The sequence below is a fragment of the Devosia aquimaris genome (assembly GCF_020169335.1).
In the GTDB taxonomy this organism is placed as follows: domain Bacteria; phylum Pseudomonadota; class Alphaproteobacteria; order Rhizobiales; family Devosiaceae; genus Devosia; species Devosia aquimaris.
In genome coordinates this window covers 2259163-2284697 of sequence record NZ_JAIEZN010000001.1, presented here as the reverse complement: position 1 = coordinate 2284697, position 25535 = coordinate 2259163, and the positions used below count along the sequence as shown (strand labels likewise).

22 protein-coding genes are annotated in these 25535 nt (G+C 63.1%); 8 read left to right on the top strand and 14 right to left on the bottom strand.

Annotation, left to right across the window (positions count from 1 at the left end; genetic code table 11):
- Positions 1 to 64: 64 nt before the first annotated feature.
- The 7 genes from K1177_RS10985 to K1177_RS10955 all read right to left on the bottom strand — a co-directional run bounded on the left by K1177_RS10985 (position 65) and on the right by K1177_RS10955 (position 7798).
- Positions 65 to 1543 carry a mannitol dehydrogenase family protein gene (locus K1177_RS10985; RefSeq protein ID WP_224703338.1) on the bottom strand — a complete coding sequence of 493 codons (1479 nt, stop codon included), beginning with the start codon at positions 1541 to 1543 and terminating at the stop codon, positions 65 to 67.
- 128 nt (positions 1544 to 1671) lie between these two features.
- Positions 1672 to 2676: an ABC transporter ATP-binding protein gene (locus tag K1177_RS10980; RefSeq protein WP_224703337.1), complete on the bottom strand. Its 1005-nt coding sequence runs from the start codon at positions 2674 to 2676 to the stop codon at positions 1672 to 1674.
- Positions 2677 to 2687: 11 nt separating this feature from the next.
- Positions 2688 to 3518, bottom strand: a complete 831-nt coding sequence (locus tag K1177_RS10975) for a carbohydrate ABC transporter permease (protein WP_224703336.1) — start codon at positions 3516 to 3518, stop codon at positions 2688 to 2690.
- 12 nt (positions 3519 to 3530) lie between these two features.
- Positions 3531 to 4403 carry a carbohydrate ABC transporter permease gene (locus tag K1177_RS10970; RefSeq protein ID WP_224703335.1) on the bottom strand — a complete coding sequence of 291 codons (873 nt, stop codon included), beginning with the start codon at positions 4401 to 4403 and terminating at the stop codon, positions 3531 to 3533.
- Between the two features lie 134 nt (positions 4404 to 4537).
- Positions 4538 to 5848 (bottom strand): ABC transporter substrate-binding protein, encoded by a 1311-nt coding sequence (locus tag K1177_RS10965; protein WP_224703334.1) that lies wholly within the window; start codon positions 5846 to 5848, stop codon positions 4538 to 4540.
- 157 nt (positions 5849 to 6005) lie between these two features.
- Positions 6006 to 6965 carry a sugar-binding transcriptional regulator gene (locus K1177_RS10960; RefSeq protein WP_224703333.1) on the bottom strand — a complete coding sequence of 320 codons (960 nt, stop codon included), beginning with the start codon at positions 6963 to 6965 and terminating at the stop codon, positions 6006 to 6008.
- Positions 6966 to 7024: 59 nt separating this feature from the next.
- The gene (locus tag K1177_RS10955; protein WP_224703332.1) at positions 7025 to 7798 is read right to left on the bottom strand and encodes a FadR/GntR family transcriptional regulator; all 774 of its coding nucleotides are present in this window, start codon (positions 7796 to 7798) and stop codon (positions 7025 to 7027) included.
- 389 nt (positions 7799 to 8187) lie between these two features.
- Between K1177_RS10955 and chvE the strand changes: the two genes are divergently transcribed.
- The 4 genes from chvE (at position 8188) to K1177_RS10935 (ending at position 13345) form a co-directional block, all read left to right on the top strand.
- On the top strand, positions 8188 to 9264 hold the full coding sequence (gene chvE, locus K1177_RS10950; protein ID WP_318153290.1) for a multiple monosaccharide ABC transporter substrate-binding protein: 1077 nt from the start codon (positions 8188 to 8190) through the stop codon (positions 9262 to 9264).
- Positions 9265 to 9370: 106 nt separating this feature from the next.
- A complete protein-coding gene (gene mmsA, locus K1177_RS10945) occupies positions 9371 to 10903 on the top strand; it encodes a multiple monosaccharide ABC transporter ATP-binding protein (RefSeq protein ID WP_224703331.1) in 1533 nt (510 codons plus the stop codon).
- On the top strand, positions 10900 to 12183 hold the full coding sequence (mmsB, locus tag K1177_RS10940) for a multiple monosaccharide ABC transporter permease (protein WP_318153289.1): 1284 nt from the start codon (positions 10900 to 10902) through the stop codon (positions 12181 to 12183). Before mmsA ends, mmsB begins: the two co-directional genes overlap by 4 nt.
- 334 nt (positions 12184 to 12517) lie before the next feature.
- On the top strand, positions 12518 to 13345 hold the full coding sequence (locus K1177_RS10935; protein ID WP_224703330.1) for a hypothetical protein: 828 nt from the start codon (positions 12518 to 12520) through the stop codon (positions 13343 to 13345).
- On the opposite strand, the gene K1177_RS10930 is transcribed toward K1177_RS10935, so the two are convergent.
- The 7 genes from K1177_RS10930 to K1177_RS10900 all read right to left on the bottom strand — a co-directional run bounded on the left by K1177_RS10930 (position 13342) and on the right by K1177_RS10900 (position 20086).
- Positions 13342 to 13878, bottom strand: coding sequence for a phosphoribosyltransferase (locus K1177_RS10930; protein WP_224703329.1), 537 nt, complete (start codon positions 13876 to 13878; stop codon positions 13342 to 13344). The genes K1177_RS10935 and K1177_RS10930 overlap by 4 nt on opposite strands.
- Positions 13879 to 14550: 672 nt before the next feature.
- Positions 14551 to 15117: a GrpB family protein gene (locus K1177_RS10925; protein ID WP_224703328.1), complete on the bottom strand. Its 567-nt coding sequence runs from the start codon at positions 15115 to 15117 to the stop codon at positions 14551 to 14553.
- A gap of 16 nt (positions 15118 to 15133) precedes the next feature.
- A complete protein-coding gene (gene sseA / locus K1177_RS10920; RefSeq protein ID WP_224703327.1) occupies positions 15134 to 15967 on the bottom strand; it encodes a 3-mercaptopyruvate sulfurtransferase in 834 nt (277 codons plus the stop codon).
- Between the two features lie 58 nt (positions 15968 to 16025).
- A complete protein-coding gene (locus K1177_RS10915; RefSeq protein ID WP_224703326.1) occupies positions 16026 to 17087 on the bottom strand; it encodes an ABC transporter ATP-binding protein in 1062 nt (353 codons plus the stop codon).
- 12 nt (positions 17088 to 17099) lie between these two features.
- Entirely contained in the window at positions 17100 to 17891 is a 792-nt protein-coding gene (locus K1177_RS10910; RefSeq protein WP_224703325.1) for an ABC transporter permease, read from the bottom strand.
- Positions 17888 to 18766 (bottom strand): ABC transporter permease, encoded by an 879-nt coding sequence (locus K1177_RS10905; RefSeq protein ID WP_224703324.1) that lies wholly within the window; start codon positions 18764 to 18766, stop codon positions 17888 to 17890. Before K1177_RS10905 ends, K1177_RS10910 begins: the two co-directional genes overlap by 4 nt.
- Positions 18767 to 18979: 213 nt before the next feature.
- Positions 18980 to 20086: an ABC transporter substrate-binding protein gene (locus K1177_RS10900; RefSeq protein ID WP_224703323.1), complete on the bottom strand. Its 1107-nt coding sequence runs from the start codon at positions 20084 to 20086 to the stop codon at positions 18980 to 18982.
- A gap of 418 nt (positions 20087 to 20504) precedes the next feature.
- On the opposite strand from K1177_RS10900, the gene K1177_RS10895 reads away from it, so the two are divergent.
- The 4 genes from K1177_RS10895 to K1177_RS10880 all read left to right on the top strand — a co-directional run bounded on the left by K1177_RS10895 (position 20505) and on the right by K1177_RS10880 (position 25526).
- A complete protein-coding gene (locus tag K1177_RS10895) occupies positions 20505 to 21770 on the top strand; it encodes an imelysin family protein (protein WP_396119976.1) in 1266 nt (421 codons plus the stop codon).
- An 83-nt stretch (positions 21771 to 21853) separates the two neighbouring features.
- Complete coding sequence (locus K1177_RS10890; RefSeq protein ID WP_224703322.1) at positions 21854 to 23365, top strand: di-heme oxidoreductase family protein; 1512 nt, start codon at positions 21854 to 21856, stop codon at positions 23363 to 23365.
- Positions 23365 to 24432 carry an imelysin family protein gene (locus K1177_RS10885; protein ID WP_224703321.1) on the top strand — a complete coding sequence of 356 codons (1068 nt, stop codon included), beginning with the start codon at positions 23365 to 23367 and terminating at the stop codon, positions 24430 to 24432. Before K1177_RS10890 ends, K1177_RS10885 begins: the two co-directional genes overlap by 1 nt.
- A gap of 2 nt (positions 24433 to 24434) precedes the next feature.
- On the top strand, positions 24435 to 25526 hold the full coding sequence (locus K1177_RS10880) for a DUF1513 domain-containing protein (RefSeq protein ID WP_224703320.1): 1092 nt from the start codon (positions 24435 to 24437) through the stop codon (positions 25524 to 25526).
- The last annotated feature ends 9 nt before the right edge of the window (positions 25527 to 25535 follow it).

The window sequence follows — 25535 nt, the reverse complement described above, 5'->3', positions numbered from 1 at the left end:
GCCTTGCGCCCTTTGTTCGGTTCGGGCCGGACGGTATCGCAAGGCGGACGGGTTGGCTACATGGCTAGAGCGTGTCGTTGAGATAGAGGTCGAGCGTGTGGCGGGTACCGTGCGCCCACAAGGCGTTAAGTGCCGTGGCGAAGGCCGCCGCAAAGGCCGCGTTCTGGGCTAGATCGCCATAGATATCGGCCATCGCCAACCATTGGGACGGGTTGTCCTTGGCTAGGCGCGACTGGGCCGTCAGGCGATCCCAACTCGGATCGTTGGGCTCAATGACGGCGCCGGAGTCGGTGGTACCATAGCAATAGCGACACCAGAGCGCTGAAACCAGCGCCAGGCCAGTGACGGACTGGCCGGCCTTTGCGCGGTCAAGCGCCGACGGCACGATGAATTTGGGCTGCCGGTTCGAGCCGTCCAGGGCGAGGCGGCGGATGGTGTCCCCGATCTTGGGATTGGCGAAACGGGTTTCGCACAGGGCGAAGTATTCATCCAGATTGGTATCGGGCACAGGCGGCACGACGGGAATGATCTCCTCGCGCTCGACCTTGGCGAGGAAGGCGCGGACCTGCGCGTCCTCCATGGCCTCATGCACGAAGTGAATGTCCAGCAGGCCTGCAGGATAGGCGATGGTCGCGTGGCCGCCGTTGAGAATGCGGATCTTCATGTGCTCGTAGGGAGCAACGTCGGGCACGAACTGAACGCCAACCTTTTCCAGAGCGGGGCGGCCGGAGGGGAAATTGTCTTCCAGCACCCATTGGCGGAAGCGTTCGCAGAACACCGGCCAATTGTCCTCGATGCCAAAGCTGTTGGCCAAAAGCGTCCGCTCCCGGTCCGACGTCGCCGGCGTGATGCGGTCGACCATGCCATTGGGGAAGGCGACATTGGCATTGACCCAATCGGCCAACGCCGGATCGAGCAGGGCAGCCAGGCCCGCGACAGCGTTCTGCGTCACATGGCCATTGCCGGGGATGTTGTCGCAACTCATGACCGTGAATGGCGCGATACCGAGGGCGCGGCGGGCCAGCAGGCCGGCAAGGATCAGACCGAAGGCCGTGCGCGGTGCCGCGATGTGCTCTGCGTCGTAAACAATGTCGGGGTGTTTGGGGTCAAAGGCCTGGCTGGCGGGATTGATGTAGTAGCCGCCTTCGGTGATGGTCAGCGAGACAATGCGGACGGCCGGATCGGTGAGGCTGGCAATGACGGCGGCGCTGTCGCCGGGTTGGAGATAGTCGATCATCACCCCGGTGACCCGGGCACTGCTGGATTCGGCTTCCTGCTCGACCACGGTGGTGAGCCAGTTCTGTTCCATCAGCTTGAGCCGCATGGCTTCGTCAGCCTCACGGACCCCAGCGCCGACAATGGCCCAATCGTGCCCTTCGCCAGTGGCGAACAGGTCATCGAGATAGACGGCCTGGTGCGCACGGTGGAAGTTGCCGACGCCGAAATGCACGATACCGGCAGTCAGGCCGGCGCGATCATAGCCCGGCGTGGTCGCGGTGGCGGCAATAGCGGGCAGGGCAGCGGTGGAGAGCTTGATGGTCATTGTGGTCGTCCTATTGTGCCCCCGTGGGACCTCACGGTGAGCGTGTCGAACCCTGACGGCGGGTTCGCCGAATTCCTGGTACCACGACCTCGCCCTTTGGCAGGCTCAGGATGAGGTCCGCGCAGACGCTACAGCGCCAGGCCAGCAGCATCGAAGCGATAGATGCGGGCCGGGTCGGGCGTGAGATAGACATCGTCACCATGGCTGAAGGTCTGGTCGCCGTCGGTTCTGATTGTCATCAGGCCCAGGCCGTCGACATGAACGTGCAGGAAGGTGTCGCTGCCCAGCTGTTCGGCAACGCCGACCTTTCCCTTCCAGGTTCCGGCCGCCGGCGAGGTGGCCAGGGTGAAATGCTCCGGGCGGACGCCAATGGAACTGGCGTTGTAGCGGGCGGCCTCGGGGCCATCGACGAAGTTCATGCGCGGGCTGCCGATGAAGCCGGCAACAAAGCGGTTGGCCGGCTTCTTGTAGAGATCGAGCGGGCTGCCAAACTGTTCGACGCGGCCGGCGTTGAGCACCACGATGCGGTCGGCCATGGTCATGGCTTCCACCTGGTCATGGGTCACATAGATCATGGTGGTCTTGAGCTGCTGGTGCAGTTCGGTGATCTCCAGGCGCATGTTGACGCGCAGGGCGGCATCCAGGTTGGACAGCGGCTCGTCAAACAGGAAGGCCTTGGGTTCGCGCACGATGGCGCGGCCAATGGCCACGCGCTGGCGCTGACCGCCGGACAGGGCGCGCGGGCGCCGGTCGAGATAGGACGACAGGTTGAGCGTGCGGGCAGCGTACTCGACCTTTTGGTCGATGACCTCCTTGGGCGCCTTGGCCATCTTGAGCGGGAAGGCAATATTGTCGCGCACGGTCATGTGCGGGTAGAGCGCGTAGGACTGGAACACCATGGCCAGCCCCCGGCGGGCCGGCGGCGCCTTGGTCATGTCGACGCCATCAAGCAGGATGGTGCCCGAGGTTGTGTCTTCCAGCCCAGCGATGAGGCGCAGCAGGGTGGACTTGCCACAGCCCGAGGGGCCGACGAAGACGACGAATTCGCCTTCCTTGATGTCGAGCGAGATGTCCGGAATGATCTGGACTTCGCCGAAGGACTTCTTGACGTGCGAAAGGGAAATGGAGCCCATTTTTCTAGTCCTTACTTTACAGCGCCGAAGGTGAGACCACGGACGAGTTGTTTCTGGCTGAACCAGCCCATGAGCAGGATCGGCGCGATGGCCAGCAGCGAGGCGGCCGAGAGCTTGGCGAGGAAGAGGCCCTGGGGGCTCGAGAAGGACGAGATGAAGGCGGTGAGCGTGCCCGCCTTGCCCGAGGTCAGGGTGATGGTCCAGAACGCTTCATTCCAGGCCAGGATCACGTTGAGCAATAGCGTCGAGGCGATGCCGGGAACAGCCATGGGCACGAGGACATGGACGATCTCGTTGTAGAGCTCGGCGCCATCCATGCGCGCGGCCTCAAGGATGTCGACCGGGATTTCCTTGAAATAGGTGTAGAGCATCCAGATGATGATGGGCAGGTTGATCAACGTCATGATCAGGGTCAGCCCGTGCAGCGTGTCCAGCAGGCGCAGGTCGCGGAAGATCAGGTAGATCGGGATCAGCACGCCCACCGCTGGCATCATCTTGGTTGAGAGCATCCACATCAGCACGTCCTTGGTGCGCTTGGTGGGAGCAAAGGCCATGGCCCAGGCGGCCGGAATGCCGATGGCCAGGCCGAGCAACGTCGATCCGAGCGACACGACAATGGAATTGAAGGCGTGCTTGAAATAGTCCGAGCGATCCTGGACGGCGCCGAAGTTTTCCAGCGTGAATTGCTGCGGCAGGAAAGTGGGGCTCGAGGCGATGGCCTCGGCCTCGGTCTTGAAGGCCGTCAGGATTGTCCACAGGATGGGCGCGAATAGCAGGAGGGCGATGCCCCAGGCCAGAGCAGTAAAGCCGATGCGGGTCTGAATGGATGCGGCGCGGGCCATGATCGAACTCCCCTATGCGTCTAGGTTTTTGCCGACCGCGCGCATCAGGAAGATGGCGACGATATTGGCGATGACGACGGCGACCACACCGCCGGCAGAGCCAGCGCCGATGTCGTTGCTCAGGATGCCCGTCCGGAACACCAGGAAAGCGATATTGGTGGAGGCATAGCCGGGGCCACCGCCGGTGGTGACCCGAATTTCCGCGAAAATGCCGAGCAGGAAGATGGTCTGGATCAGGATCACAATGGTGATGGCCCGGGCCATGTGCGGCATGATGATATAGTAGAAGCGGTTGATCGCGTTGGCGCCGTCCATTTCGGCGGCCTCGCGCTGCTCTTCGGACAAAGACTGCAGCGCTGTCAGCAGGATCAGCGTCGCAAACGGCAGCCACTGCCAGGCGACGATGACGATAACCGAGAACAGCGGATACTGGTTGAACCAGTCGATGGGCTGCAGGCCAAAGAACTCCCACAGATGCGCCAGCATGCCGTAGCCGGGATGCATGAAGCCGTTTTTCCAGATGAGAGCGGCCACCGGTGGCATCACGAAGAAGGGCGAGATGACGATGATGCGCAGCACGCCCTGGCCCCAGATGGGTTGATCGAGCAACAGCGCGAGCATAGTGCCACCAATGATGGTGATCAGCAGCACGCCGCCCACCAGGATCAGCGTATTGACCAGCGACTGGATGAAGCTGGGGTCGCCGATGACATAGACGTAGTTCGCCCAGCCAGCAAAGCCGGTCATCATGGGATTGATCAGGCTGTAGTTTTGGAAGCTGAACCACAGGGTCATCACCAGCGGGACGATCATCCAGATCAGCAGCACGATAACGGCCGGGGCCATCATGATGCGCGAGAGCGTGCGGGTCTGTGCGGTTGCCATCTGATGATCCGTTGGTGAACTGAGGTCAGGGCCGTCGTCCGGTTTCATCCCTGACACGAGGGTGCGGACAGGCGGGTGTCTGGCATTTGAACCGCCCGATCGGAGGGATCGGACGGTTCAGCTTCGGGGGAGGACTACTTGATATAGCCAGCGCGGGTCATGTCGCGGGTGGTGGCGTCCTGGGCCTGAGCCAGGGCGTCATCAGCCGACATCTGACCGGCAAGAGCGGCCGAGAAGAGCTGGCCGACGTTGGTGGCAATGCCGGCGAACTCCGGAATGGCCACAAACTGCACGCCCGTGTAGGGCACCGGCTTGACCGTCGGATTGGTCGGATCGGCCGCGTTGATGGAGTCCAGGGTCATCTTGGCGAAGGGCGCAGCGGCCTGGTACTCGGCGTTCTCATACAGAGACGTACGGGTACCCGGCGGCACGTTGGCCCAGCCTTCCTTGGCTGCCACAGTTGCCAGATAGTCCTTGTTGGTTGCCCAGTTGATGAACTTCTCGGCAGCTTCGGCGTTCTGCGTGCTCTTGGGGATAGCCAGCGACCAGGCCCAGAGCCAGTTGCCGCGCTTGCCCAGGCCGTTGTCGGGCGCCAGGGCAAAGCCAACCTTGTCGGCAACGGTGGAGTCATTGGGATTGGTGACAAAGGATGCCGCCACGGTGGCGTCGATCCACATGCCGCACTTGCCCTGTTGGAACAGCGTCAGGTTTTCGTTGAAGCCGTTCGAGGAGGCACCGGCCGGGCCGGCGTCAGCCATCAGCGACAGATAGGTGTCCAGGGTCTGCTTCCACTCGGGCTGATCGAACTGGGCATGCCAGGATTCGTCAAACCAGCGGGCGCCGAAGGAGTTGGACATGGCGGTGAGGAAGGCCATGTTCTCGCCCCAACCGGCCTTGCCGCGCAGGCAGATGCCGTTGATGTCATTGGCGCGATCGGTCATGGCGCGCGCGGCCTGGCCGATGAACTCCCAGGTGGGAGCGTCGGGCATGGTCAGCCCGGCCTTTTCCATCAGGTCCTTGCGGTACATGACCATCGAGCTTTCGCCATAGAAGGGCGCTGCATAGAGCTTGCCATCCATGGACAGGCCGCCGCGGATCGCGGGCAACAGGTCGTCGACGTCATAGGCCGCATCGGCGCTCAGGCCGTCCAGCGGCACCAGCCAGCCCTGCTTGGCCCAGATGGGGGCCTCGTAGGTGCCGATGGTCATCACGTCATACTGGCCGCCATTGGTCGCAATGTCGGTGGTGACGTTCTGGCGCAGCGTGTTTTCTTCAAGCACGACCCAGTTCAGCGCAATGCCGGTTTCGGCGGTGAACGCTTCGGACAGACCCTGCATGCGGATCATATCGCCATTGTTCACAGTGGCGATGGTGAGCGTCTGCGCAGAGGCGGAGGCCGCCAGCGCAAGGCTGAATGCGCCCACGAGAATGGGTGTCAGTTTCATTGATATCCTCCCAGGAACCGAAACGGGCATTTGTCTCGGCAATGGGCAAATACTCACCTTTCATGCGCAGGAGTCAAGTGTGCCATGCACAAATTCGTGGTGAACCTGTGCAAGAAACACGCAGCAGTAGATGGATTATACCTATTAAATCATAGGTTTAAGGCAGTCGCAGCAAGCCTTCTGCGGTGCGCTCGTCCGTGATGATGCCATTGACCAGTCGCCGGTTGAGCGTGGCGCGGATGCCGGGCAATTTCCTCTCGCCCATGGCGATTGCCACAACCAGAGAGTTCTCACGCGACGGCATGGGCGCGGACGCGACGCGGTCATTGGTGAGGCCTTCGATGAGCCGGCCCTCGGCGTCAAAGCTCCAGCCGCAGATTTCGCCGACGGCGCCGGCCTTCTGCAGGGCCTTGAGTTCTGCGTCCGAGATGAAGCCGTCGAGATAGAGCGGGGCTTCGGGGCCAATGTCGCCAACGCCCACGAACGTGACGTTGGCCTGGGCGGCCAGGGCGAGGGTTTCGCGAATCATGGGCTGGCCATGCAGCAGCTCCCGCTCGCGGGCAGACGAGGCGATGACCGGCAGCGGCATGGGAAAGCTGCGCGACTTGACGGTATCAGCCATGTTGAAGATCACGTTGTAGAACGCTGCCGAGCCGTCCGGTGCAATATTGCCGGTCAGTGAGACGACCTTGTGCTGCGGACACTCCATGGGCGTGAGCTGGGCGACGGCCGCCTTGAGGGTGCGGCCAGTGCCGATGGCCATGACGATGGGGTCGCTGCGCTTCAGCCAGCGCTCGATCTCGGTGGCGGCCGCCTCGGCGATGCCGAGTGTGGATGATTGGCTGGCGGGATCGGATGGTACGATCTCGACCAGGTCGAGGCCAAAGCGGGATTTCAGGCGACTTGCCAGGTCCATGCAGCGGCCGATCGGGTGGTCAAGCCGAACCTTCACCAGCCCTTCGCTCACCGAAAGCGACACCAGGCGCTGGGCCGACTGGCGGGAAATACCCAGCTTCGCCGCGATTTCTTCCTGGGTATTGCCAGCCACATAGTAGAGCCAGCCGGCGCGCGCGGCATCGTCCAATCGATTGGTAGAGCTATCTGGTCGCTGCGCCATGGTCCGTCCTGAAATCCGCGGCGGATTATTCTGCCATGCCAGCCTGGGCTGCAAGCCGTTTATGTGCCGTCTGCACCCGGAAGCGAGAGTTGGTTGAGCGCTGCGCGGATGTCGCGCTCGGTATCCTTGAGGTGCGCACGCATCGCTTCGGCAGCCTGGCGACCGTCGCCGGCCTTGATGCAATCAAGGATGCGCTGGTGGGCCGCCAGCGTGTCCTGCATGGTGTGGCCGCGCTGTTCGTGACCGCGCCGGCTGATGAAAAACGCCTGCCGCAAGGGCTTGGCCATGGCTTCGAACAGAAAGCCCAGCACACGGTTGCCGCTGGCCAGTGCCACCGCTTCATGAAAGCCGACATCATGGATATGAAATCTCAGCTCCTGCTCGTGGCTGAGCGGAATGCCGGTGTCGCCGGCGCAGTCGCGCATGCCCTGCAGTTCGCTTTCGATGGCGGTGATGCCGGCGCGGGTGGCGCGCTTGGCAGCCTGCGTGGCTGATTGCACCTCAAGCGACAGGCGCACCTCGATCAGGTCAAACAGGCCCTTTGGGTCAAATCGGATGACCGACGTGAGGAAATCAGCGAAGGCGGTGCCATCCGGCTCGCGGACCACCGCCTTGCGACCGCGCGCAATGGTCAGCAGGCCACGCCCCTCGAGCAGCTTGACGGCTTCGCGGATGGTGAGGCGGCTGACGGCATAGCGCTCTGCCAGAACAGCCTCGCTGGGCAGGCTGGTGCCCGGGGGCATTTCAGCCAGGATCAGGGCAGCAAGTTCTTCGGCAACATGCCCGGCAGCTGTTGGCTGTCCGGCCTGTGCTGGCGCGGTCAATATCGGCATAACCCCTCCCGGTTATCAGATACCTTGATGAGCGTCCGCGCCGCTTCGCGGTCTTGATGGACAGAATCTCTCCAAAGCGGCGGCACGATATCGATACAAGTGCCGATCCGCAATCGCCCCAAAACATGCCAAATCGCTAAAATTTGACTGTCGAAAAAAATGCGCGAAAGCGCCGAAGCTGCTTTACATCGGGTATCTGATCATCCTAATTTCCCCCGCGATGGCTTGGGAGGGCCCGGGCGGCGCGTGCCGCCATGCTGGAGGACTCTATGCAGTACTGTCACGCCTGCTCGCGAGGGCAGTGGTTGGCGCGCCTGCAGGTTTCCGCAACACCTCCCCGGATAATCACAGGCTGCTTCTGAACTCGAAAAATATAAGGGAGTCGAGACGTGAAGATTTTCAAGACGCTTGCCACCGTACTGGCAGTCGGCGCCATGGCGCTGACCGCATCCACGGCCGTTTTCGCGCAGGACAAGGGCGCCATCGGCATTGCCATGCCGACCCAGTCCTCGCTGCGCTGGATCTCGGACGGCAACGAACTTAAGGCCGCGCTGGAAGCCAAGGGCTATTCGGTCGATCTGCAGTACGCAGAAGACGACATCCCGAACCAGCTCGCCCAGATCGAAAACATGGTCACCAAGGGCGTGAAGGCTCTTGTGGTTGCTTCGATCGACGGCACCACGCTGTCGGCCGTGCTGCAGCAGGCTGCTGACGCCGGCATCAAGGTTGTCGCCTATGACCGCCTGATCCGCGACACCGCCAATGTCGATCTCTACACCACCTTCGACAACTTCCAGGTGGGCGTGCTCCAGGCCAATTCGCTGGTCAAGGGTCTCAAGGAACGCTTCCCCGACACCAAGCCGTGGAACGTTGAGCTGTTCGGCGGTTCGCCGGACGACAACAACGCGTTCTTCTTCTATGACGGCGCCATGAGCGTCCTGCAGCCGATGATCGACTCGGGCGACATCGTGATCAAGTCCGGCCAGATGGGCATGGACACTGTTGGTACCCTGCGTTGGGACGGTGCTGTTGCACAGGCCCGCATGGACAACATCCTGTCGGCCAACTACTCGGACGGCACTCGTGTTGACGGCGTTCTGGCTCCCTATGACGGCCTGAGCCGCGGCATCATCTCTTCGCTGCGCGGCGTTGGTTATGGCTCTGCCGACCTGGCATGGCCGATCATCACCGGTCAGGATGCCGAAGCACCGTCCGTCAAGGCGATCATCGCCGGCGAACAGTATTCGACCGTCTACAAGGACACCCGCGAGCTGGCCAAGACCACTGCCGATCTGGTTGACACCATCGTCAGCGGCGGTACGCCCGAGGGCCTGGACACCACCACCTACGACAATGGCGTCAAGGTTGTGCCCTCGATCCTGCTGACCCCCTATGAAGTTGACCTGAACAACTACCAGGCCCTGGTTGTTGACTCGGGCTACATCAAGGCCGAAGACCTGCAGTAAGCCTCTGGCTTGACGCAATTGGGGCCCCGCGGCAACGCGGGGCCCTTTCCCGTAACCGGGCGCCACCAGTGGTGCTGCTGCCCGTGTGCCTACGAGAAAGCTGGCGATGACCAATACCATTCTGGAGATGCGCGGCATCACCAAGACGTTCCCCGGCGTCAAGGCGCTGTCGGACGTCAATCTGGACGTGCGGGAGGCCGAGATTCACGCCATTGTGGGCGAGAACGGCGCCGGCAAATCCACCCTGATGAAAGTGCTCAGCGGCGTGTATCCCGCGGGCAGCTATGACGGCCAGATCGTCTACAAGGGTGAAGAACAGCATTTCAAGACGATCGCGGACAGCGAGGCCAAGGGCATCGTGATCATCCATCAGGAGCTGGCACTTGTGCCGCTGCTGTCGATCGCAGAGAACATCTTCCTGGGCAATGAGCAGGCCCGCGGCGGCGTGATCGACTGGGATGAGACCCGCGATGGCGCCCGCAAGCTGCTGGGCATGGTGGGCCTGACCGAAGACCCCGATACGCTGGTGACCAATATCGGCGTCGGCAAACAGCAGCTGGTGGAAATCGCCAAGGCGCTGAGCAAGGAAGTCCGGCTGCTGATCCTGGACGAGCCGACCGCCAGCCTGTCGGAAAAAGACAGTGCGGCGCTGCTCGAACTGCTGATGGAATTCCGCAAGCAGGGCATCACCTCGATCCTGATCAGCCACAAGCTGAACGAGATCTCGCGCGTGGCCGACCGCATCACGGTGATCCGTGACGGGCGCACCATCGAGACCATGAACAAGGACCAGATCTCGGAAGACCGGATCATCACCTCCATGGTGGGCCGTGCCCTTGATGACCGCTATCCGCCGCGTTCGCCGAAGATTGGTGACGTGGTGTTCGAGGTCAAGAACTGGAACGTGTTCCACCCTCTGCATCGCGACCGGCAGATCATCCGCAACATCAACCTCAATATCCGCAAGGGTGAGGTGGTGGGTATTGCCGGGCTGATGGGGTCGGGGCGCACCGAGTTCGCCATGAGCCTGTTTGGCCGCTCCTATGGCCAGAAGATCAGCGGCGAGGTGTTCCTGCACGGCAAGAAGATCGATACCTCGACGGTGGAAAAGGCCGTGGCGCAGGGCATTGCCTATGCCACCGAGGATCGCAAGACCTATGGCCTGAACCTGATCGACCATATCAAGCACAATACGACGCTGGCCAATCTGGGCGGCATTTCGCGCATGGGCGTCATCGACGACATGACCGAAATGGACGTCGCCAACGAGTATCGCAAGAAGACCAATATCCGCTCTTCGAGCGTGTACCAGGTGACTGGCAACCTCAGCGGTGGCAACCAGCAGAAGGTGGTGCTCAGCAAATGGCTGTTCGCCAATCCGGAAGTGCTGATCCTGGACGAGCCGACCCGCGGCATCGACGTGGGCGCGAAATATGAAATCTACACCATCATCAACCAACTGGCAGCACAGGGCAAAGCCGTGCTGGTGATCTCCTCGGAGATGCCGGAACTGCTGGGTATCACCGACCGGCTCTATGTCGTTAATGAAGGCCAGGTCGTGGGCGAAATGCCGACGGCCGAAGCCAGCCAGGAAAAAATCATGCGTGCGATTGTTCGTGCGGAAGGGAAGGCATCATGACCACCGAAACTGCGCCATCGGGCGTCACGTCGACCACCGAACAGGGCAAGGCCCCGCAGATGAGCGTCTGGGGCGCGCTGAAAGCGAACATGCGCGATTACGGCCTGCTGGCTGCGCTGATCCTGATCATGCTGTTTTTCCAGTATTTCACGGGTGGCGTGCTGTTCAAGCCGCTGAACCTGACCAACATCATCCTGCAGAACAGCTACATCATCGTGATGGCGCTGGGCATGCTGCTGATCATTGTGGCGGGCCACATCGACCTGTCGGTCGGCTCGGTTTCGGGGTTCATCGGCGCTCTGGCGGCCATGCTGATGGTGGGCTGGAAGTTCCCGCCCGAGCTGGCATTCCTGGCCAATCCGTTCGTCGCGGGCGCAATCTGCATTCTCGTGGGCGCGATGATCGGCGCGGCACAGGGCTATCTGATCGCCTATCACCAGATCCCCAGCTTCATCGTGACGCTGGCCGGCATGCTGATCTTCAAGGGCCTGTCGCTGGCCATTCTGGCTGGCAAGTCGGTCGGTCCGTTCCCTGCCGAGTTCCAGCTGCTGTCGGCCGGCTTCATCCCGGATTTCTTCGGGCCGACGACGCTGGTGGCTGCAGCCGAGGGCGTGCAACCGCTGGTGCTGCACACGACCACGGTGGTGATCGGCGTCGTGACCGTGCTGGCCATGCTGGTCCTGGCGCTGCGGTCGCGTTCCCGCCGCAAGGCCCGTGGCTATGAGAGCGAGCCCCTGGGGCTGTTCGTGGCCAAGAATGTGGTGATCGCGGCGCTGGTGCTGTTCTTCACCTATATGCTGGCGTCCTATCGCGGCCTGCCCAATGTGCTGGTGGTGATGGCGGTGCTGATTGCGCTGTTCGTGTTCGTGACCAAGCGCATGACCTTCGGCCGCCGCATCTATGCGCTGGGTGGCAATCTCAAGGCGGCCGCCCTCTCGGGCATCAAGACCGAGCGCATGACCTTTTATGTGTTCGCCATCATGGGGGCGCTGGCTGCGCTGGCCGGCATGATCTATGCCGCCCGCCTCAACTCGGCGACGCCCAAGGCTGGCCAGGGTCTGGAACTGGACGTGATCGCGGCCGTGTTCATCGGCGGCGCCTCGGCGCTGGGCGGCGTTGGCGCCGTGGCCGGCGCGGTGATCGGTGCGTTCATCATGGGCGTGATGAACAATGGCATGTCCATCATGGGCATCAACATCGACCTGCAGCAGATGATCAAGGGCGTGGTGCTGCTGGCTGCCGTGTTCTTCGATCTCTACAACAAGAAGCGCGCCGGCTAAGCTCGCCGACAACAACTCTATCAACTAAGGCCGCCGGGCAAACCCGGCGGCCTTAGTTGCTTTTGATCGAGCGCTTGCGGCAGCCATGGGGTGGGAAGCGGACTGCCCGCTTTGGTTAAGCAGATCGCAAAAGCAGCCATGTTCGGCGAGTATAAAGCATGGAAGCACCGCCAGCTGGCGTGCGAGAAGTACGGCTGCGACTCTGTGCTGAACAGATTCGGATGTTGGGGCGGAGTGATCTGCGATGGGTCAATGCGATGTATGCGGCAGCAGCGCCGAAACCGGCGGGCACAAAGGGACGCGGCAATTTCGATGCGACCGATGTGGACCCTTCATGATCACCGGCACTGCTGTGGCAGTGCTCAACGGCCGTACTCACAAGTCGAACGGCGCCGTCGATGAACTCGTCGTCGCCAAGGTCAGTCATTACATCCGTACCCATTCTTCGGAGGATCAGTGGCTGGAAATCCATTCGGATATGATCGACGAAATGGTGGCACAGAAGCTGCCATCGCCGAGCCAGCAGCAGGAGAACCTCTTGCGTTGGATGGCAGAACAGGCCGGTGAGGATCACTTCAAGGCCCTGGAATTCTCGGAGACCGATGTCTGCTCCATCATGGGCGCTGCATCCCCAGATGCGGCGAGCGAACTGATAGAGGACGCCGACAACAACGGTTTGATTGAGTTCGTGCCCGACGACAGCTATCAACTGACGAGGTTGGCTTGGGATCGCTTGGAGGCGACGGCGCGCCCGGCAGCACACCGCCATTCAGGTGATGACTTCGTCGATGCAGAGAGGATTGCGCAGCTCCGCGCCATCGAGAGCGATCAGTTCGATTTATCTCGTCTTTTGAGAATGTGCGAAGAGCTCAACAATGCTTGGCGTTCAGGCAGCACCATTTCCGTCGCCATGCTTTCCCGGGCAATCCTCGACCACGTGCCACCCATCTTTGGTCGCGATAATTTCGGTCAGGTTGCGAGCAACAGCTCCAAATCGATAAAGGGCTCGCTCCAGCACATCGACACGTCGCTCCGCCACATCGCGGATGGTGCACTGCACACGCATATCCGTGCGAGGGAGAGCATCCCCACGCCGACGCAGGTCGACTTCAAGCAAAGCTTCGATGTGCTGCTGAGCGAAGTGGCTCGAAGCCTCGCCTAGGTCATCTTCGAGCAGACGGCGATGGACACCTGCGCATCGGCGGGCATCCCCGCGCGTCGCAGCAACTCGATCATCGCCGCTGCGGACTTTCCCGTGGCTATGGCCTCGTCGATGATGAGTATCGACTTGATCGAGTGTTCGTTGCCGTTCGGCGCATGGACGAACTCGCAGTTGACCAGATCATCGACGGTTGTCTCAAGCCTCTGTGCCTTCATCTTACCCACGCGGGTGAACGTGTCGGTGAGGTCGATAACGGGCCATCTGCTCAGGATCGCCTCACGATATGGTTGCGCGTCATTGCCGGAGCTTGGCGGGCAGACGATCGTATCGAATTGGACGCCACTCTCCTCGATCTGTTGCACGAGAGCGTTCTGCAGCTTCGGCAGCACTGCGCGGTATAGCTGCAGGGTCGTCGGCATCGTTATGCCCAGACGCTTGCCGTTGAAGTATGACCCCGCGATGCCATTCTTGTCCGTGGCATGGAAGACGGTAATGGTCTCTGCGGTTGGCAGTGTGATCGAGCTGATTGTCATGTTTTTCTCCCCGGACCTTCTAACGCCGCAGGCACCCTCCGCATACGCGCATTGCCTATTCGTCGGACCGCGCGGCGGAGTTCGCTGACACCCCTATCGACGCGATCAGCTAATTCCGCCTAGGCCGATCTGACGAAGGAACGCGGCGCTTAGTCGCCATCGGCGTGATCGAGCGAATGGCAGCATTCGGGATCATAGGGTGCGACCGCGAACGTCAGAAATGGGGTCGATAGCCGCCGTCGCCATCCTTCACCTTCAGCGCCCCAGAAAACTTATCCCCGCCCCCATTCGCTGCCCCATACTGGGGCCATCCCTGCCGGTCACGCGGTGCCGACGAAGCGCCGGGCGGGGGGACTGGCTGCATGGGGTCGCCCAGGCCGATGCGTGTATGCTGACCACCGGTCGGGCAGGCGGGGCGGAGTGGGTGCCGGACGAGCGGGCACAGCTGCCAGAACCGGAATTGTCCACCTCGAAAGGGGGACCGCTCGATGCGTGCGCAGGAATACCAGTTCGTGTGAAGCGGCTTTCGCCTCTTCAAAAATCAATCAGGCGGCGAAAGCCGTCCGGGGCGAAAGCCGCTTCATACCGTGCAACCGCAGGCGCGAACGCCGTGCGGCACTTGGTGCTGTGCGCTGGCGCCGGAACCGGGCCAACAGCCATCAGGTCTCCACCTCAGTCGCCGGGCGGCGGTACCCAGCCTGTCCGGTCGGCCCAATCCTCGGCACCAGCCATGATGATGTCAAAGACCGGGTCCTTGATGTCGTAATAGGCGTCGACATCGTCGGGAAAGCGGCGCGCCAGCTCCTGCTTGACGACAGCATAGGCCTGCGCCGCGCCGACGTGGCTGCGCAGATAGTCACGGCAGAGCAGGGGATAGCGCTGGTTGAAACGGCCAATCTGGCGCAGGTGCAGGTTGGCGGGGCGTCCGGTGCTCTTGAAGAAGAGCTTGGACAATTGCTCGGGCGGCAGATCGAGCCCTGGCGGGCAGTGATCGGTGCGCGGCGCGCCGGGCCGGGTGGCAAAACCCGCTGCTGTGATGGCCTCAACATCGGCCTGATCCAGAGCCGGGACGCTGACCTGGATATCGATGACGTCTTTTGCGGCCAGGCCAGGCACAGCCGTCGAGCCGATGTGGTGGATCACGGCCTGTGCCGGCAGCACGGGCAGCAAGCGCGCCTTGAACGCCTGGAACTGATCAGGCCAGGACGGGTCATAGGGGTGGATCTCGATCAGGCTCATTGGCGGGACGGATTGGTCAGGTCTCGACGTCGGCGTCGGGCCGGCTGCCCCATTCAGCCCACGATCCATCATAGACTGCCACCTGGTCGGCACCCGCCAGTTCGGCAGCCAGCGCCAGGGTCGAGGCCGTGATGCCAGAGCCGCAGGTGGTGATCAGGGGCTTGTCGAGGTCAATGCCTCGCTCTGCAAACAGGGCTGCCAGCTGTTCGGGCGGACGCATCTGACCAGCCTCGGTCAGCAGGCTCACCGGCAGGTTATGGCTCCCCGGCACGTGACCAGCCTTGAGGCCCGGACGAGGTTCGGGCACCTCGGCGTGAAACCGGGGCGCCGGGCGGGCGTCGGCGATCTGGGCATTCCCCTTTTCGCTGGCGCTGCGCACTGCCGCGAAATCGGCGACGCGATCGGGGTTGAAGCGGGCGTGGAAGGTCTGCTTCGGTCGGGCCACAAGCCCGACTTCCGTTGGGCGTTTTTCGGCGCGCCACTTGGGGCCACCACCGGCCAGGATGCGCACGTCGCGGGCGCCCATGGTCTTGAAGGTCCACCAGACGCGTGGGGCCGAGAACAGGCCAATCTCGTCATAGACGACGATGGTCATGGTCTCCGAGATGCCGAGGGCACCGACCATGTGGGCGAAGTCGCTTGGGGCGGGCAGCATATGCGGCAGGTTGCTGTCGGTGTCGGCGACGCCGTCGATATCGAAGAAGACCGCGCCCGGGATATGGCCGGCCAGATAGTCGGCCTGGGCGTTGCGCGCGGCATTTGGCATGTGCCAGCTGCCGTCGAGCACCACCACATTGGGATCACTGAGGTGCGCTGCCAGCCATTCGGTTGTGACAAAGGGACTATCCACGGCAAGACTCCTCGGGTTCGGAGGCGAAGATGACGCTGGATGAGTGGGAGGTCAAATCCTAGTTGGCCAAAACCAGCAGGTCCTTGCCGGCCAGGGTGATCTCGATGGGGGCGCCGCGCTGCGGTGGCGCCGCGCGCTGGTCGTTGAAGGTATCCAGGCTCACCACATTGCGGCCCAGCGCCACGCGGATACGGATGACCGAGCCCAGGAAAGTGACATCCTCAACCGTGCCATGGAGGGCCAATTCGTTACCTTGACGTTGACCAATGCTCAGCACTTCGGGCCGAACGGTGAGTACGATAGCGGCCCCGGCGGTGCTGGAGGCCGGAAGATTGGGCACAGTGATCACCTGGCCGTCCAGTGACACCGTTTGTGCGGCCGGGTCGACGACCGTCGCATCAAGATTGTTGAGCTGGCCGACGAAGGTCGCCACGAAGCGTGTGCGGGGCATGTTGTAGATGTCGTGCGGCGCACCGAGCTGCTCGATATTGCCTGCGTTCATCACCACGATCCGATCAGAGATGGACAGGGCCTCTTCCTGGTCGTGGGTGACGAAGACGGTAGTGATGCCCAGCTCGCGCTGAATGGCGCGGATTTCCTCGCGCAGCGAGACGCGGATCTTGGCGTCCAGCGCCGAGAGCGGTTCATCGAGCAGCAGCATGCGCGGGCGCGGGGCAATGGCGCGGGCCAGGGCAACACGCTGCTGCTGGCCGCCGCTCATCTCATAGGGATAGCGCTTCTCGAAGCCGGGCAGGCCGATGAGCTTGAGCATGTCGGCGACGCGGGCGCGGCGTTCCTCGGCCGGCACGCCCGAGATCTTGAGGCCGAAGCCGATGTTGTCGCCGACATTGAGATTGGGAAACAGCGCATAGGCCTGGAACACCATGCCGAGCTTGCGCTGGTTGGGCTTGAGGCCGGTGATGTCCTGTCCGTCGACCATGATGGTGCCCGAGGACGGCGTCTCGAAGCCGGCGATCATGCGCAGGATGGTGGTCTTGCCGCAGCCGGAAGGGCCAAGCAGGGAGATGAATTCGCCCTTGTCGAAGGCAAAGCTGACGCCCTTGACCACCGTGTTGGCACCATAGGACTTGGTGAGGTTGCTGACATCCAGGAAGGCCATGGTCAATCGGTCTCAGTCTGTTCTGGCGGAGGTGCGGGGGGCGAAGTGACCGAGCACGTTGATCATGCCCATGGCGCCCCAGGTGATGATGAAGGAGATGATGGCCAGGGCCGCCGGCTCATAGGCGCGGTTGGCGCCGATGTTCTGCAGATAGGGGCCGAAGGCCGGGCGATTGAGCAGGCTGGCGATGGTGAACTCGCCGATGACAATGGCAAAGGTCAGGAAGGCGCCCGAGAGCACGGCCACCAGAATATTGGGCAGGATGATCGCGGTGATGATCTGAACGGTGTTGGCACCGGCGATCTGGGCGGCTTCGGTCAGGGTCTGCACATCGATGGTGCGCATGCCAGTGTCGACGGCCCGGTAGGTATAGGGCAGGGCCAGCGTGACATAGGCAAAGACCAGCAGGATGTCCGTGCCCAGCGCGCTGCCGGTGAAGGGGATGATCGAGCTCGAGTTGTAGAGCCGGATGTAGCCATAGACCAGGATGATGGCCGGTATGATCAGCGGCAGCAGGGTGATGAACTCCATCACCGGGCGCAGCCATGGCATGCGCAGGCGCACGAAATAGACGGCCGGGACAACCACCACGATGCCGACGATGATGGCCAGAATGCCGATGACCACAGAGTAGCCAAAGGTGGTCTGGAAGTTGGGGTCGGAGAAGACCGAGGCATAGCTGTCGAAGCTGTAGTAGCCGCGGCGCATGCGCAGCGAGAACTCAAAGGTGGCCACCAGGGGAACGATGAAATAGGCGGCGCCGGCGAGGAAGACCACCCAGGCCCAGAAGCGGTTCTGCTTCATTTCATCCACCTTTCGGCCCGGGCGGAAATGACGAGATAGATGATGTTGGCGCAGGCGGTGATCAGCACCATGCCCAGCGCCAGGGCCGCGCCGAGGCCGGGGTTCTGCAGCGCATCGCCGCGGATTTGGGCATAAAGCAGGATGGGCACGATGTTGAGCGAGGAGCCGGTGAGGCCATAGGCCGTGGCGATGGCACCAAAGGCATTGGCGAACAGCAGGCTGAGCGTGCCCAGCACGCTGGGCCACAAAATGGGCAGGCCGATATAGCGCCAGAACTGCCAGGGGCTCGCCCCCAGGATCTGGGCGGCTTCGCTCCACTCCTTCTTCAGTCCATCGATGGCCGGCGCGATGATCAGCAGCATCAGCGGGATCTGGAAATAGAGATAGGTGAGCGTCAGGCCCCAGAAACTGAGAAGGTTGAAGCCGGCGCGATAGAGGTCAAAACCGAACACGGTCTTGAGGATGATGGTGACGAGGCCCAGCCGGCCAAGGGTGGCGATGAAGGCGAAGGCCAGCGGCACGCCGGCGAAATTGGAGGCGACGCCGGAAAAGGTCATGACGGCCGCGCGGAGCGGCGCCGGCAGGCGGCCGCGAATAATGGCCAGCGCCATGGCCAGGCCAATGGCGGCTCCTAGGATCGCCGAGGCGCCCGAGATGCGGATCGAGATCCAGTAGGCAGCGATGATCTGGTCGGTGAACAGCGCGGCAATATTGTCGAAGGTGAACTGGCCGTCGCGGCCGATGAAGGCGCCAGCGAGCAGATAGAGCGTCGGGAAGGCCAGGAACATCAGCGCAAAGACGATGAAGGGCGCAACGCCAAGCCACTCAAAAGAGAGACGGCGGCGCGGGGATGCGGCGGCGGCTGGCTGGGTCATCGTCACTCTTTGTGGCTCGCACCTGGCTCCGGCAGTGTCCCTGGCACGTGCGGACGCGCCAGCGGCTTTGTTGTCGTTGGGGTGGGGCAGCTACCGCACTTGCATGCTGCGGCAGGCCGCTCCCACCCAACTTTGTGCGAGACCCGGCTAAGGCCAGGTCTCGCCTATTTGCGCATCCGCGAGGGACGCAAGATCGTCGGTTCGTGCCGTTGTTTACTGCACGTTGGCGCCGACAACGGCGTCCCACTGGCTGGTGATGGTGGCCTTGGCAGCGTTCTGCTCGTCGATGGTGGGGAACACGGCCTTGGCATAGGCCTCGGCCGGCGGCAGCGCGTCGAGCATGTCCTGCGGGATCGCACCCTTGGCAGCCAGATCGTTGAAGCGGATCGGGTGGCAATAGCCCTTGAGCCAACCGAGCTGACCTTCGTCGGAATAGAGGTATTCCATCCAGAGCTTGGCAGCATTGGGGTGGGGCGCATAGGCCGAGATGGCCTGGATGTAGACGCCAGCCACAACGCCGGTGGCGGGGACGACGATCTCGGCAGCCGGGTTGCCCTGGAAGCCATCGCGCCAAGCCAGCAGGTTGTAGTCCCAGGCGATGACGATGGGCGTGGTGCCCTGGGCCAGCGATGCGGACTTGCCGATGACGGGAACGAAGTTGCCGGCCGCGTTGACTTCCTTGAAGAAGTTCAGGCCGGCTTCAGCCGCGCCGGCAGCATCGGCACCGGTGGATAGGCCAGCCGCATAGACGGACTGGATGGCCTGGGCCGAGGCGCGCGGGTCACCAGCGAGGGCGACGGCGTTGGCATATTCCGGCTTGGTCAGGTCGGCCCAATCGGCGGGGAGGGTCGAAACCAGATCGGTGTTCACCAGCATGGCCATCACGCCGTAATAGTCACCGTACCAATAGCCCTCGGCATCCTTGGCGTCGTCCGGAATGGAATCCCAGGTGGACACTTTGTAGGGCTGGATCAGGCCATCGGCCTTGGCCTGGGGGCCGAAGGCCAGACCAACGTCGATCACGTCGGGAGCCTGCGGGCCGGTGTTGCCCTTGTTGGCCTTGATCGCCTCGATTTCGTCGGCCGAGCCGGCATCGGGGTTCAGTTCGTTGACGGTGATGCCAGGATACTTGGCCTTGAAGCCCTCGATCACGGCACCATAGCCACACCAGTCGTGCGGCAGGGCAATGGTGGTCAGCTGGCCTTCAGCCTTGGCCGCTTCATAAAGCGCGGTCAGATCGGTCTGGGCGAAGGCGGGCGCAGTCACGGCGAGCACGGCAAGCATCGAAACGGATGCGCCGAAGGACGTCTTGATGGACATGTTCAGTCTCCCTGAAAGTCGTTCGCCAGCGACCGCGTTGGGGCGTGGCGGCGAACTAAGCTGGGACTTAGTGAGGCTGTGTGACAGTGCGATGACGTCTCAAGACGGCAGCAGGACCGACCCGTTGTCGGCCACGCCGTCCCAGCCATCATCAGCCTTGCCGACCACCCCTCATGCTGCATGCGTCCCCTCAGTCGCCCGGGCAGATTGCTCCTTTGTGACAGTTTCGTCCAGATGGTCAAAAATTCCCCCGAACAGGACACCGCAGGGGGCAGTTCTTGGTGGAGAACGCGATGCCGTTGACAAGCAAATCGGGTTTTCGCTGCAGTTTAGATTTCTTCTAAACTATTGCATTGCCATTGCATTTTTATCCTGACCGGCGTAGTCCGGTTTCAAATTTGCACTCTTGGAGGTCACCATGATCCAGTCTGGTTCGCGCGTTCTGCGTCGCCTGGCCGTCATACTTTGCCTGTCTGCCATGCCGGTTGCGGCCTATGCCGCTGCGCCGGCAGAAGCGGATGTGTTGAGCACCTATGCGGACATCGCCCTTGCTGGCTATGAAGACTCCCTGGCGACCGCCAAGGCGTTGGACGCCGCCATTGATGCGCTGATTGCGGCGCCGAGCGAAGAGACGCTCGCGGCAGCCCGCGCAGCCTGGAAGGCATCGCGCATTCCGTACCAGCAGACCGAGGCCTATCGGTTCGGCAATCCGATCGTTGACGACTGGGAAGGGCGGGTGAATGCCTGGCCGCTCGATGAGGGGCTAATCGACTATGTCGACCCCAGCTATGGCAGCGAGAGCGACAGCAATCCCCTGTATGTCGCCAATGTCATTGCCAATCCCAAGCTCAGCATCGGTGGCGCAGAGGTCGATGCCAGCCAGATTACCCCTGAGCTGCTGCAGGACAGGCTGCAAGAGGCCGATGGCGTCGAGGCCAATGTTGCCACCGGCTACCATGCGATCGAGTTCCTGCTGTGGGGGCAGGACCTGAACGGCACCGGGCCGGGCGCCGGCGTGCGCCCCTATACCGACTATTCGACGGCCGAACATGCTGACCGCCGCGCGGCATATCTCAAGGCTGCGTCGACCTTGCTGGTGCGCGATCTCGAGGAAATGGTGGCCAACTGGACCGCCGATGGTGCCGCGCGTGCGGCACTGCCGGAGATGGGCCTGTCCGCGATCCTGACCGGCATGGGCTCGCTCAGCTTTGGCGAAGTGGCTGGCCAGCGCATGAAGCTTGGCCTGCTGCTGCACGATCCGGAGGAGGAGCATGACTGCTTCTCGGACAATACGCATATCTCGCACTATTATGACGCCGTTGGCGTGCAGAATGTCTATCTGGGCCGCTATGTGCGTCTGGACGGCTCGGTGGTGGAAGGCCCCTCGCTGGCGCAGGTGATCGCCGACAAGGATGCGGCGCTGGACGGCGAGATCCAGGCGCAACTGGCCGATACCGTGGACAAGATGCAGGCAATCGTTGCCCGCGCCGAGGGCGGGGAAGCCTATGACCAGCAGATCGGCGAAGGCAATGACGAGGGCAATGCGGTGGTGCAGGCCGCCATCGATGGGCTGATTGCCCAGACCCGCGGCATCGAGCGCGCCGTGGCACTGCTGAACCTGGCCGACAAGGTGACCATCGAGGATAGCGACAGCCTCAGCAATCCCGACGCCGTGTTCGAGTAAGGACCAGGCTGGTGGCCACGCTCGGCGCGGGCGTGGCCATCGGCATTGTGGAACTGCCGCGCACAAGCCGATAAAGCAGAACCATGAAAACCCGCCTCACCATTGCCCTTACCCTGGTTCTCGCCAGTGGCCTGGCCTTTGCCGAAGACCGGCCAGTGCGTACCGATCTGGACGCCAAGGATCTGGCGCGGGTGCTGGCGGTCACGCAGCCGACGACCGATTTCAGCCGTCCTGAAGCATCCGAGAACAAGTCGGCCGGCAAGGGCACGACCACTTTTCCGGTCAATCTGAGTTCGTTCAGCCATTTCCTGTCCAACCTCAGCTTTGAGCAGCAGGAGCAGTTCAACCTGGGTGACGGGTTGTTCCGCAAGATCTGGGTGAGCTCCCCCAGCTCGACCCAGGCGTCGGACGGGCTGGGGCCGCTGTTCAACGCGCGCAGTTGCCAGAGCTGTCACATCAAGGATGGGCGCGGTCACCCGCCGCTGCCGGGCGAGACAGACAGCGCCTCGATGTTCCTGCGCCTGTCGGTCCCGCCGGGTACGGAGGATCCGCGGCCGCGCCAGGGCGTGGTGGTGGCTGGCGTGGTGGGCGACCCCACCTATGGCGGCCAGTTGCAGGATATCGGCGTGCCCGGGCTCAAGGGCGAAGGCCGCATGGTCATCGACTATGCCGATGTTCCGGTGACCCTGGATGATGGCACCGTGGTGACGCTGCGCGAGCCAAAGTACTCCGTGGCGGACCTCGCCTATGGGCCAATGGCGGACGATGTGATGCTCAGCCCGCGCATGGCCAATCCCATGATCGGGCTCGGGCTGGTGGAACAAATCCCGGTCGAGGACATTGTCGCCAATGAAGACCCCGAGGACGCCGATGGTGACGGCGTGTCGGGACGCGCGAGCTGGACGATCATGCCCGAGACCGGGCAGGTGGCGCTGGGCCGCTTCGGCTGGAAGGCGGGGATGGCGAGCATTCGCAGCCAGTCCGCCAATGCATTTGCCGGCGACATCGGCATCTCGACGCCGCTGGTCAACAAGCCCTTTGGCGACTGCACGGCCAACCAGGCCGCGTGCCTCGCCCTGCCGACCGGCGAGCAGGCGCGGCTGGGCGCGACCGAGGCGCCCGACCCGGTGCTCGATCTGGTGACCTTTTATGCCCAGACGCTGGGCGTGCCGGAACGGCGCAATGTGGGCGATGCCCATGTGCTGGCCGGCAAGCAGGCGTTCTATGCGGCCGGTTGCGCCAGCTGCCACACGCCCAAATTCGTCACCAGCCGTGATGCCGACAATCCGGCGCTGCGGTTCCAGCTGATCTGGCCCTATGGCGACTTCCTGTTGCATGACATGGGCGAGGGGCTGGCGGATCACCGGCCGGAGGGTGGTGCGGATGGCTATGAGTGGCGCACGCAGCCGCTGTGGGGCATTGGCCTGACCGAAGCCGTATCGGGCCACACGTTTTTCCTCCATGATGGCCGGGCGCGGAACCTGACCGAGGCCATCTTGTGGCACGGTGGCGAGGCGCAGGCGGCGCGCGATGCCTTCGCGGCCATGTCCAAGACAACCCGCGACGATCTGGTCGCCTTTCTGGAATCGCTCTGATGCGTCATCTGCTGGTGCTGATCATGCTGTGCTGGGCCGGTAGCGCCCAGGCCGAAGCCATCAAGCCATCGCAGGTGTTGCAGGCGGCCGTGGTCAATGTGATCCGTCCCAATGTGTTGCGGTTCGACGCCGCCAGCCGCGGGCTGCACAGCGCCATGCAGGCGCTATGCACCGCGCCGTCGGCGCATGGCAAAGCGATTGCCGATGTCCAGTTCGGGTTGGTGGTGGCCAGCTATGGCCAGATTGGCTTTCTCAGGCTCGGGCCGATGATGGAGGCCAATCGCGCCGATCGCCTGCTGTTCTGGCCGGACCGGCGCGGCATTGGCCTCAAGCAGGTGCAGGCCATCCTGAGCGGCCAGGACAGTGCAGCCACCGAGGTGGCGGGTCTGCAGGGCAAGAGCGTTGCCGTGCAGGGGCTGGGGGCCCTCGACTATGTGCTGTCGGGTACCGGCGCGGAGGATCTGACCGGACCGGAGGGCGCATTTCGCTGTGCCTATGGACTGGCGATCTCCGCAAACATCGCCGAAATCGCCGGCGACCTGGTGGAAGGCTGGTTCGCGCCCGATGGCATTGCCGATCACCTGCAGATGCCGCAGGAAGCCAATGCGGACTATCGCAACGAGACCGAAGCGCTCGAGGCACTGGTGGGCCTGGTGTCGCATGGCCTGGAAGCGATGCGGGACCAGCAGCTCAATCCCTTCATTGCCAGTGGCGAGAGCCCGGCCAAGCCCAAGCAGGCGCCATTCTGGCGCTCGGGCCAGACCATGACGCTGCTGCGCGGCACTGTCCTGGGCATGCGCAGCCTGATTGGCGACTCGCAGCTGGCCACGGCGGTGTCCGAAAAGGACAAGGGGCTCGCCAATTCGATCGACTTCGAATTCCGCAATGCGCTGCGGGCGATCGACCTGGTGACGCTGCCGGTTGATCAGGCGGTTGCCGATGGCAAACAGGCGGCGGCGCTGGGCTATCTGGCGCTGGTGACCAGTTCGCTGCAAACCATGGTGGGCGAGCAGCTGTCGGCAGCCCTGGGGCTGAGCGTGGGATTTTCCGCCCTGGACGGCGACTGAGCATGTGGCAGCGCCGCGCATTTCTTCGGGCCGCGGGCGCCGGCTTTGCCGCGAGCCTGTTGCCGCGGCAGGTCGCGGCACTGGAACGCAATGAGCTGGTGTTCGCCAGTGCCGTGCAGACGGCTAATGGAAGTTATGGCGCGGTGCTGCTTGGCGAGGCCGGCGATGTCATTGCGCAGGTGGCCCTGCCGGACCGCGGCCATGACGTGACCATCAGTGCGCAAGCGGGGCGCGGTGTGGTCTTTGCCCGCCAGCCCGGGACCTTTGCGGTGGTGTTCGATCCTGCCGGACAGGCCGCGCCGGTGACGCTGACCAGCCCTGCCGGGCGGCACTTCTTCGGCCATGGCGTCTTCTCCCCCGACGGCAGGCTGCTCTACGCCACCGAGAGTGATTTCGAGGCGGCGCAGGGTGTGGTGGGCATCTATGACGCCACCGACGGCTATCGGCGGATGGGCGAATTCCCCACCTATGGCACCGGGCCGCATGAAATGCTGCTGATGCCCGATGGCGTGACGCTGGTGGTGGCCAATGGGGGCATCGAGACCCATCCCGACTATGGCCGGGCTGAGCTGAACCTCGACACCATGGACCCTTCGGTGGTGTTCATCGACCGCCGCGACGGGGCGCTGGTGGGGCAGCTGCGGCTCGATGCCGGGCTGCACCAGCTGTCGATCCGGCACATGGCCATCGATGCGCGCGGGCGGGTGTGGTTCGGTTGCCAGTACAAGGGCGCGCCGAGCGACAGTCCGCAACTGGTGGGTCACGCGAGCATGGACGGCGAAATCACCCTGTTGGAGCTACCAGTCGAGACGCTGGCAGGCCTGCGCAACTATGTGGGGTCGGTGGCCGCGTCCAGCGACGGGGCGGCGATCGCGGTGTCCTCGCCCGAGGGCAATCTACTGGTGACCATTGATGCCGAGGGCCGGCGTCCGGTGCTGGTGGACAATCTGCGCAGTGGATGTGGCCTGGCAGCGGATGGTGCGGGCTTTGTCGCCAGCAGCGGATTGGGGGCGCTGGTGGGGATAGCCGGTGCCGACCGCGCGGCCCGGCAGTTCGACTTTCAGTTCGACAATCACCTGTTGCGCATTGCCTGAGCGCCCGGT